The sequence below is a fragment of the Variovorax sp. P4_D9 genome, from assembly GCF_056401695.1.
The window spans coordinates 1-9,836 of the sequence record NZ_JBFUIU010000321.1 but is presented as its reverse complement, the minus strand read 5'-3'; the positions used below and the strand labels follow the sequence as shown (position 1 = coordinate 9,836).

General features: G+C 59.4%; 10 protein-coding genes. 4 read left to right on the top strand and 6 right to left on the bottom strand.

Features of this window, described 5'->3' with window-relative positions:
• Both AC1DY5_RS28920 and AC1DY5_RS28915 read right to left on the bottom strand, forming a co-directional pair.
• A partial coding sequence (locus tag AC1DY5_RS28920) for a nuclease-related domain-containing protein (protein WP_478117007.1) occupies window positions 1-234 on the bottom strand: 234 nt, incomplete at its 3' end.
• Window positions 222-1,859 (bottom strand): hypothetical protein, encoded by a 1,638-nt coding sequence (locus AC1DY5_RS28915; protein WP_478117006.1) that lies wholly within the window; start codon window positions 1,857-1,859, stop codon window positions 222-224. The genes AC1DY5_RS28920 and AC1DY5_RS28915, both read right to left, overlap by 13 nt.
• A gap of 1,807 nt (window positions 1,860-3,666) precedes the next feature.
• On the opposite strand from AC1DY5_RS28915, the gene AC1DY5_RS28910 reads away from it, so the two are divergent.
• Window positions 3,667-4,221 carry a hypothetical protein gene (locus AC1DY5_RS28910; protein WP_478117005.1) on the top strand — a complete coding sequence of 185 codons (555 nt, stop codon included), beginning with the start codon at window positions 3,667-3,669 and terminating at the stop codon, window positions 4,219-4,221.
• Between the two features lie 419 nt (window positions 4,222-4,640).
• On the opposite strand, the gene AC1DY5_RS28905 is transcribed toward AC1DY5_RS28910, so the two are convergent.
• Entirely contained in the window at window positions 4,641-5,003 is a 363-nt protein-coding gene (locus AC1DY5_RS28905; protein WP_478117003.1) for a hypothetical protein, read from the bottom strand.
• 203 nt (window positions 5,004-5,206) lie between these two features.
• On the opposite strand from AC1DY5_RS28905, the gene AC1DY5_RS28900 reads away from it, so the two are divergent.
• Both AC1DY5_RS28900 and AC1DY5_RS28895 read left to right on the top strand, forming a co-directional pair.
• Window positions 5,207-5,734, top strand: coding sequence for a hypothetical protein (locus tag AC1DY5_RS28900; protein WP_478117002.1), 528 nt, complete (start codon window positions 5,207-5,209; stop codon window positions 5,732-5,734).
• 243 nt (window positions 5,735-5,977) lie between these two features.
• Window positions 5,978-6,373 carry a hypothetical protein gene (locus AC1DY5_RS28895; protein WP_478117000.1) on the top strand — a complete coding sequence of 132 codons (396 nt, stop codon included), beginning with the start codon at window positions 5,978-5,980 and terminating at the stop codon, window positions 6,371-6,373.
• Between the two features lie 398 nt (window positions 6,374-6,771).
• On the opposite strand, the gene AC1DY5_RS28890 is transcribed toward AC1DY5_RS28895, so the two are convergent.
• Window positions 6,772-7,806, bottom strand: a complete 1,035-nt coding sequence (locus AC1DY5_RS28890) for an IS630 family transposase (RefSeq protein WP_478116998.1) — start codon at window positions 7,804-7,806, stop codon at window positions 6,772-6,774.
• 351 nt (window positions 7,807-8,157) lie between these two features.
• On the opposite strand from AC1DY5_RS28890, the gene AC1DY5_RS28885 reads away from it, so the two are divergent.
• Complete coding sequence (locus tag AC1DY5_RS28885) at window positions 8,158-8,655, top strand: hypothetical protein (RefSeq protein WP_478116996.1); 498 nt, start codon at window positions 8,158-8,160, stop codon at window positions 8,653-8,655.
• Window positions 8,656-8,873: 218 nt separating this feature from the next.
• Here AC1DY5_RS28885 and AC1DY5_RS28880 read toward each other — a convergent pair whose 3' ends face one another.
• Together AC1DY5_RS28880 and AC1DY5_RS28875 are read right to left on the bottom strand one after the other, a co-directional pair.
• Window positions 8,874-9,272, bottom strand: coding sequence for a hypothetical protein (locus tag AC1DY5_RS28880; RefSeq protein ID WP_478116994.1), 399 nt, complete (start codon window positions 9,270-9,272; stop codon window positions 8,874-8,876).
• 83 nt (window positions 9,273-9,355) lie between these two features.
• The coding region (locus AC1DY5_RS28875) for a class I SAM-dependent methyltransferase (RefSeq protein WP_478116992.1) at window positions 9,356-9,836 on the bottom strand (481 nt) is incomplete at its 5' end.

Here is a 9,836-nt window from a genome sequence, read left to right as displayed (position 1 = left end):
GCGCTGACCATCGAACCGAATCTCTGGGTGCGACTTCACCTCCATGCACACGATCCCCAATTCCGGCACGATCACCAAGAAGTCGATCTCTGTTCGCAAGCCACGATTCCATGGTGCGAGGTCTAGTGAATGAAGCGCGACCCAATGCTCGGGGCACGCGGCGAGGAAGGCGAAGACATCTCTTTCACCAGGAGGGGTACGTTCATCGACGAATCCCGGAATCAATAGAGCCATTTTCTGAAGGTACTTGTAGATCTCACGACGCGCATCTCCCGTTCAGGGGCACGAAAGCTACTTTCCACGTCGTTTATCCGCCTGAAGGTGAACACGCCGGATAGACCGGAGTTTCGCGGGGCGAGCGCATTGAAATCGGCGCCGATTCGGACACCCTCGGCAATCGTTGGCGTGATCGAACGCAGCGCGACGAGCACCTGATCCCGAAGCTTTTCATGCTCCACGACACCAGCAACAATCGCTTCGCCCCGCGACCTTCCAACCTCTTTCCAAGCTAGCCGCCACAGCGCTTGATTCCAGCCGGCGTCGAAGTCGGCCAAGACTTTCATGAGGAGCATGAAGTGCTGTTCACGTTTTGGTGCGTGAATGACACTGGTGGATGGCCCCGCCCAGTGGTCGACAGCGCCGTCAATGTCGAGTAGTTCGATTCCTGCTTCTTGGAGTCTTCCAATGGTCTTCTCGCGGTCGCGTCGCAGCATTTCCGTCAACAGCTGTTTCCACGAGCCGGCATACCGACCTGGTTCCGCGGTCAAGGTGYCACCTTCCAATTCATCCACATCCGAAAGCACGAGGAACATTCCTTCCGACAGTTCTTCACAGGCGAGCCAGTCTGCAGAGAAGCCCGGAGCGGAGGCCGAAGGACCGATGCACAGAACATTCGCTTTGCCGGGGTAGAGCACTCCCTGATCGCGGCTAAGTCGTACAAGCATCGCTTTAGCAAGCGGTTCCTTGACTTTGCGTGCCGACGCGATGTCGAGATCGTCATGTATGGTCAGCTCATCATTTTGGCCTTCGGTTGTGATCGCCCAACCGCTGTCATCCTGCATCGACAAGGTGCCGACTCGCCAGCGAAAGCCGCACGCATTCACAAACTCGTCTCTGGATGGCTTTTCGCCCTCGATATCTGGGAGTAACGATTCAAATAGGTCGACTCCAAAATCCGAGTCATCCGAAAGACCTTCCCACACGAACTGCACTAGGCTTGTAAACCTCGGCGCATTGATCAACGCGTCCGGCGTGCTTGCAATACCGCGACGCCGAAGGGGACCGACCTTGAGGAGAACGTCGAACGCTGGGCTGTCGCGATACTCGCGTGATGTATGGATAAAGTGGCAGGTCTCGAGACGTATTGGCCCTAACGAGCTCATGGCATCTTCGAAGTGACACCTATCTGCGCGACGACAATAGATACGGATCTCCTTCCCCTCGACAAGAAGCCTATGCGCTTCAGCCGCGACCTCCTGGCGGAGGCGGCTGCCTCGCAGAGCCATGGCCTCGGATGCCGCAATTGATTCGACGAAACTTTTCGCGATATCTTTGCCCCAACGTCTTTGACAATCCTCGACTTCGCCGAGCAGCGAGCGAAGAAAGCGGGGAATCTCCGAGTCGAACAAGCAGGGTGCGGTGAGCCATCCCGCCATCTCAAATTGCAAACGTGCTGCAACGTTCGCGAGTTCTTCGTCTTGACCCTCGCAAAGCGCCTTGACAATTTTTCTCGCAGCTCTTCGCAATGTTCCCAATGCGGCGTCGCTGATGATGAACCGGTCCCACTGCAAAGGGGCCGCGGCGTCGGCAAGCTCGAAGGCTCGCGTAGCTGTGATGGGAGCGATCAGCTGTTCCGACACAGCACGACTCCGGTGATTCCGTTTGGTGGCTGTTGCATGAAGCAGGCGGGAAGGGGTTCCGCTCGGTACCATTGGCGAAGGTTGCCGATCGCTTCTTGAGCTTCCTCAAGGGTATCTTGGTCTGCGCACCTAGGCAGTACTGCAATAACATCTGAGTTGGCGAACTCAGCCTGGGATAGCACCTGTAGCAGCGTCGCACCGCTGTCCGCCACGACTATACTAGGGGGAGGGCCTGGTCGGTCCATGCGCGTCGTCCGCGGGTTGAAGTATGTCATTCGCGATACGGTTCCTGGCGGACTCCAACTCTGAATTGTTAGCAGTTCAGTCAATGACAGCGCTTTTGGGCCCACAGAAAACGAAAAGGAATCCAGTACAGAACGGGTAATTTCTGGCCCTGTCGGGCGGCCGGCCAGACAGACTCCAACGTGTGAGCAAGCTAAGTTCGGAGGAAGGATTGTGGCTTCGGGGCAAATGGCTGCGAACGGATAGCCTGTAAGCGATCCTCCGGAAGTTGCTACCAAATAGGGWGACGAGCCATTGATGTGGTACCTTCTCGCGCTTGTGGCGTAGAGGCTTGTGACGCCAGTTCGCTCGCGAACTTGAATGAATTGGCCTAGTGTTGGTCCAGTGCCCACACCGAGTATTTGCAAGGTGCCGCCGCTCTCAGCGTTTCTGATGCGTGAAGAAGCTGATGACAGAAAGCCGCAGGCCGCTTGCTCCGGATGGCAATGAGTTTTGCAGTCGCGGCAATGTTGCACGAACTGTCTTGCGTTTCGTACTAGTGCGTCGAAGTGCGAGTGGATCTCGTTGGCGTCGGGACGGCAAAGTTGGCCGAYGAGCGCTCCAAGCGCGACGAGGCCGGCGCCTGGCGAGTCGGCAGGCGTTGAGATCACAGCGACCCTGCGTCTCTGCTCAAGTTCGGTCGCCTTAGGGATCCATTCGAAACCGACGTCAATAAGCCACCGCGCCCACCTCGGCAAAGGCCGGGGTGGGCCTCCTGCTTCGGATACCAGCACGGACGGTGTGCCCAGTGAAACTTCGTTTGTCTCCGCGAGTTGATCCTCCATCATGTTCTAAAATGTAATGCAGTCCGATCGACAGTCAACCCGATTTCCCATCGTGACGGGCCTCACGCAACGATTCGATCACCAAGCGTGACCTTTTCCCAGCGCGCACCTCGTCAACGTAGTGGAGACACGGCTTCTTGTGCCGTTCGAGAAGGACCGTACCTGAAAGTGCTGACTACGAAACCCACTCGTTTGAGGATCGCAGTAATAGTCCGATGAAGGCCGGCCGCCCGAGGGCATCACAAGCGCAGAGCTTCGCGAGGTTCTCAAGCAAACGCGCCGCTGGAAGTGGCTGGTCAACTTTCGCCTGTGCCTGTCGGCCGCCGAGATCAAGATCCGAGAAGGCCTGGAATGGGAAGGCTTGCCCTGGAAGCCCAAGCAGCCGGTGCGCCGCGAAGTAGGCGATGGAATCCCGGACCGCAATCAGGGCAAACGATATGGGACTTCTGCCTTCGAAGTGCAAATGTCGCCGCAAACGCATGAGGAGACCCTTAGGCGTCAACGTCGCTATCGTGACTCCGGCGTACGCGGCGCCTGGTTCCCATGCTCCTCGCAGGGGCGACCGCTGCGCGAAGCCTTTCAAAGGCTTGATCGCGGCGACCCCAACCCTTCTCCGTTGGGAGTCGAATCCTTCGAGCGTACCGAGCGTGGCGCTCCGCGGTGGGTATACAGCGCTGGCGACGTTGCATAGCTCATGTCGTCGATTGCTATAGTCGCGCGCATCTCCTTTCATTGCACCCGTGGCTGAAAAAGACGCCCCTCTCGTTGCGACCGAGCTCCCCGATGGCCCCCCTTTCATAGAGGCAACTCGCTTCTCCAGGTGGAGTCGGTGGTCGGACCGCTCGGCGCTCGAACGCCTGGCGCTACCAGGCATCTACGCACTCGCCATCTCGGACACGGTCCTTGCCGACCAGCCGTTCTCTTGGCTGGAAGACATTCGCTACATCGGGATGACGAATGCTGCGCTGTCGAAACGACTGCGGCAGTTCGACAAGGCCATCAACGCGCGCCAAGGCCACGGCGGCGGCGAGCGCTTTCTAAATGACTTCCGTGCCCTCGGAACCCTGCAGCCCAAGCTCTTCGTTTCCGTCTTGCCCTTCGAGTGCGATGTGCGGTCGATTGCACCGAAGGACCTCCTCGCGATGGGAGACGTTCTGCGTGCGGAGTTTGCTTGCTTCGCCGAATACTCAAGGCGATATGGCCGCCTGCCTAAGTACAACGACAAGAAGCGCGCGCCGAAGCTGGTGTGGCACAAGTGGGCCGCGGCAGTTGCACCGACCTCCCCTGCTACCTAGGCGAGGTTTTGCCCGGGCTACCCGCCGCACTTCCGCCCAGACGGTCGCCTTCCCGAAGTCGTAGGCCGCGTTTTTATGCGCGGCGCGGCTGCGCACTTGAGGCAATCATCCGTTCGAACTCCTTCGCTCGGCCAGCCCTTGGCATCGCGTTCGGCGTATGGGCACGCGAACAGCATGCGTGGCACCGATCTGCGCTCGCGCTTGCTCGACCTGCGCCTCACTCGGCTTCGGGTAGGTCATCGAACAGCGCCACATCTCGGGTCACTTCGCTCGCATCAATCTGCGTCGTCATGCCAACTGCGAAGCCATTCCCGTGCCCAGATTGACGGGGCTCGGAGAAAAACTCTCACTCACACTCTGAGAGGCCTGGGGCCGCGGCCTCGGCCATTTTGTCTACTTGATGCTTCCTGCGGAGCGGTTCACCTCGGCCACATCCAGCATCTCATCAGGCGCGCGTCATCCTCCTTGCCGTGGTCCCAGAACACCGCCTCCTGTTCCCACATTCCGTCGAGATGCTGCTTGCCTTCCTCCAGCGTCATTTGCACCCTGCCCTGGCGCGGCCAGTAGTGCGAGCCGAGGACCTGCGCCGAGAGCAAGATGGAATTGATCACCAAGGCGGTGTCCTTGAATATCTGCTCCGATTCCGCTCCGAAGGACGCCATGAAGCGGTACTTGAGGGTGGCGAGGTCGTTGAATACCGAGGGCATCCGCGCGATGCTGGCTGCCATCGAGAAAGAATTAGGCAAGACGGTGGCGCCTTGCTTCCGCGAGCCGATGAGCACATATACGTGGCTTACCCGGGCGCGAGACTGGTGGGGCAAGAAGCCCAACTAGCGCTTGAAGCGTCCAGGCGGCACGGCGCCCTTGCGCTTGACCTTGACCCATGTATGAGATTATGCGGCGCACGTAAGTAACCCAGTCGAGGAGCACCATGCGGCCTGAGATTGCATCGTTGCAAGAGCGGATGAGTAAAGGCGGAGACTGGATGAAGTTCCGCGACGAAATCGCATCACTGCATGCGGAGGCGAACACCGAGGAAGAGTACGTCCTCTTGCTCCAGGCGCATCGCATTTTGGTCTCCGTCGGGGAACACGCATACGACGAGAACACATGGAAGAAGCTCTTGCCGGTGACGACAGCCGAGTACCGTACGTTCCTCGCTAAGGAGGCAATGGAGGACGGGCACATCAATCCAGTTCTAGCGGATCGAATCACGCGAAGGGAAGTGGAGGCTGGCCGCCTAGCGGCGGACGACGAGCTTCGCGCCCTTGCAAAAGCCGGTGGCGCAGTCCTAGGGGATTCGGCAGGGTTGAATGCGCATCATTGCAGGCAAGGAAGCTGGTTCTGCTATGGAGTGTTGGCGGCTGTCGCAGTGTCGACCGTTCTCGCGCGATTCGGGTGGTCGCCCTGGTGGGTTGTTGCCCTCGGCTTTGTGGTCGGCTGGTTTATCAATGAGCGTGAAGCCAAGCGAATTCGACTAGAAATCGTAGCGCGACGAAGTGGGCAAAAATAGCGTCGACTGAGGTCCATGGCGCACGACAGAAGTGTCTGGATCGCCGTCGGTGCGCACCGGCTCCAACGACACTGGCGCACCGTTGACCCGAGCAACTTGATGAGGCCGCCAAGGCCCTGAAGGACCAGGAGCAGGACGAGGACGTGCCGGCACGTAGACGCTATCCTCGCGCTTGGCGACCAGCCCTTCGAGGCCGAGCCCGACGACGGCTTCGTTGAACAAGCGTTCGCTGTTCGCCTCAAAGTGGCCGCGGATCAGGGCGGGCGCAGACAGCAATCCAGTCGTCGCGTTCCATCGCACAAGCGCAACAAAATACTGGATACTTATCCAGTGTATTGTGTCGTCTACCAGCTCCGCCAACGCGGCGAAAAGCTCCCGCCAGACATCGTCCGGCAGCGCCCGGTCGAAGGCTATCTCGTGTTCGACAAGCGCGGAGGATGGCCAGTGCACGACGCCAAGCTTTTCGACAAGCGCGGCTCGACGAGAGAGATTCTCCCGGCGCTGAAGCACGCGAGCACCGTGAAGATCGACAACGGGATCATGCTCAGGGGCTTGGAGGACGCGGGCTACCAAAAGCACCATCAGCAGGCATGGTGGGTACTGCCGGGCCTCATGGACGACACGACGATCAAGTCTTGAGTGATTCGATCTCCTCCGTCGAAGATCATGACCGCGGCCGAGGCGATCGAGCGGAAAGAAGGACGTTGTCACTGAGGACATGAACGACACATCGACGTGGGTGCGGGACGGCGAGAAGTGGCGCTGCGCACTGCATACGGAGACGCCGGTTGCGCAGACCACGGCGCACTGAACCTCGAGACGGGCCAAGGACGCTATCAGACCACGCGCTGCAAGCCTCCAGACCGGGCGCCTGATTGATGGGTCCGGGCCGCTTCTCGCGAGCTGCCGCCTTCCAATCAGCGGTCAGCGGTCAGAGGCAGATCTGTCGATCCCAAATGCCGCACTCAACTCATCAAGAGCCTCATCGGCCACCCGCACAGCCTCCTGAAGGCCAATGTCAATCGGCGCGCCCTTACTCAGCAGTCAGAAATATAGGCGACAGAAGGCGCTTGGAAGAATGATCGAACAAGCCGGCGATTCTTCTGCATGTCGCGCAGTTGCTGGTCGACGCGGATTTCAAGTTTCTCGCCGGCTCGCAGCGGATTGCGAGCCACGCCGGTGCGCTTGACGTGACTCCACACCAGCTCGTCCGGATTCAGGTCCGGTGCGTAGCCCGGCAGGATGTGCATGCTCAGCTGGCCCTGGGTCGACTCGATGTACTCGCGCACGTTGGCCTTCTTGTGGGCCGGCAATCCGTCGACGACAAGGTGCACGGGCTTGCTGCGGCCCTTCATCATCTTCTTGAGCAATTCGATGAACAGTTCGGCATTCAAGGCACCCTGGTAGGTCGCGAACCAGAAGCCTCCCTTGGCGTTGACTGCTGAGGCCGCCGAGAYCGACTGACGCTGGCCGGGCCGCTCAATGACCGGAGTCTTACCCTTGGGCGCCCAGGTCTTGCCGTGCACGGTGTCGGCACGAAAGCCCGATTCGTCCCAGAAGTAGACTTCGCCTGCGCTTTTCCTCGCGGCAGCGGCAATGGCGGGGTAGGTTTCACGCTGCCAGCGCTCGATGGCTTGAGGGTCGCGCTGATAGGCGCGCTGCAGCGGCTTCTGCGGGGTCAGCCCGAGCTTGGCCAGCAGCGCACCGACCGCTGTCACCCCTATCTTCGCGCCGAACTTCTGCTCGATCAACGTCACGACAATGGCGCGTGTCCACAGCCCGAAGTCCAGGCCGTACTGGCGCGGGTCGCGTCCATTGATCCAACGAAACACCTGGCGCTCTTGTGCGGGACTCAGCGTTCGCGGTCGGCCGGTGCCGCGCGTGCCGCGCAATGCCTTGAGGCCTTTGCCTCGACCCGACGAGGCCCTCAGCCATTTGTAGATCGTGGTGCGGCTGAAGCCATAGGCGGCAATCACCGTAGAAGGCTTCTCTCCATCGCGAACTCGCTCCACCGCCATCAGGCGAATCTCTTCCAGCGTCTTGTGATCCAGCGTGCGGCCATCTCGCTTCATGCCCTATTGGACCATCAATTCGATTGCCGTGGTGATCGTTTGTAGCCTAAATTATCGACTACTGAGTAACAAGCTCCGCCGGAGGGTTGAGGGCGAACATCATCCTCTCGCATGCGGCGAACCATTTCAGTCTGGCTTGAACCCTGTCGGCCGGCGTGCTCATTGATAGTTCCTTCGTCGTAAGTTTTTTATCCTACGACTGACCTTGCCCTTGGAATCCGTATCCCATAGCCGAGCTCATGAGTTGGCTTGCCTTGGTTGATTGGCAAGCCAGTCCTGCTCGACCTGCATCGGGCTGACGTTGGTCGCTAGGGTGTCCGGATGATCGGCCGGGCGCGTAATGGGATAACAATGAACCATACCGAACTATCAATATCTTCGATCATTGTGATTGCAGCGGTCGCCGGGTACTTTCTGATACCAACGTCGACCACGCGGGTTGTCGAGTATGGCTGTAGTGTGCCAATGACAAACGACGACAAATGCACCGGCATTGGCAAAACCGGGCTTGGCTGTAGTGTGCCGATGCCGTTGACTAACGACGGCCAATGCACCGGCAAGTTCATACGGCGGAGCGCGCTGCGATTTATCGTCAATCAGCAAACGGGCGCTGTCGCGTGGACGGTCGATCACAACATTGGCGATTGGGCGATCTCCGGGGGGGTGCTCGATAAGTGCGCGGTCGTCGACTCCGAGAACTGGCAGTGCGCCGCTGGAGTGGAGGAAACTATCGGCGTGCACGATGGTGTCTATCTGCGCAGTTCGCCGGGCATCGGTGGATATGAGGTTCCCGGCTATACCGGTTGGCGCTACTGGCGTGAACGCCTGTTGATGCTGCTACCCAAGTAGGGCTCCGGAGTCTTGCGCTGAGGCATGTTGCGTGACATTTCGCGCATCGGCGACCGCATGAATCCGAATTCGGAATCCAGCCAGCGCCGTTGTCGGGGCCTACCGGCCTGACGGGCAGGTTTGGGCCCGAAGCTGCCTATCAGAACACGGAAAGGAAAGCCAGAAGCAGTCGCTCAACGTTTGAGGTCAATGGTAGGGTTAGGCGTTGGTTAGGCGTCTTATAGAAGATGAATCGCCAGTACCGCCAACCAACTTCCAACAAAGAGCGAAGGCAAGAAGAGCCAAGGCAGGATGAGCTCAAAACGCTTTGTGTTGGGAATGAAGCCAATCACATCTGGTCCTGAGTAGTCTTGAGGTTTGTTGCGATCCCATTGCTGCTTCAGTCCTTTGATCGCCTCCTGAGAACACCAGAGAATCGCAAGCGAGGAAACTGAGGAGCCAATCCCTAATACGACGAGGCAAAGCACCAGTTCCTTAGCGTCTTTCCAAGCAAAACCTAGAGCTGCAAAGAGAAGACCCTGGAGAGTTGCCAGCCACGTGAATCGATGATTAATCAGCTCCGCTTCTTTGACAATCATCTCCCGTACTATTTTGCCGTCATCGTTAGYCCAAGTCATGCATCTTCTCCATTCGCTTGAGGCCCGACCTGCTCGCTGCAGTGGACGCCTAACGGATTGCGCGCTCTGCCGTTGAGCGCACTTCAGCGGCCCGCTTGGTCTGGCCAGACCACTCCGATTCCTGCCCACTCTTGCCCGTATCGCGACTCGCAGAGTTCCCGCGTCCGCAACTCGTTCCAGAGTCGCGACACACAACAATGCGTCGCCGCATGCCAGTCCGAGTCAACAATGTCGTGCAGGGCAACCAGGCGTGCGCCGAGCGATTCGGCAAGTGCGTAGGCGGCTGCGCAGTCGCGGTAGCTCGGCTCTCCGTCGATGAATACGGCATCGATTCGCGGGCCGATAACTTCGCGCAGAACTTCGCGCGTCCGCGGATCACCGGGACGGCCGACCACACAGCGGATCTCCTGCGCAAAGCGCGCAGCGGCAGCGGACTGCGCGGCGGCGTGGGCCGGCAGTGTCGCGGTTCGAGTGAAGTGATAGCGATGTCGCGGCCCTCCCGCCGAAACGCGCGCGCGACGTGCCATACGACCCCTCCAGTGCCAGAGCCGATGGCGAGGAGGC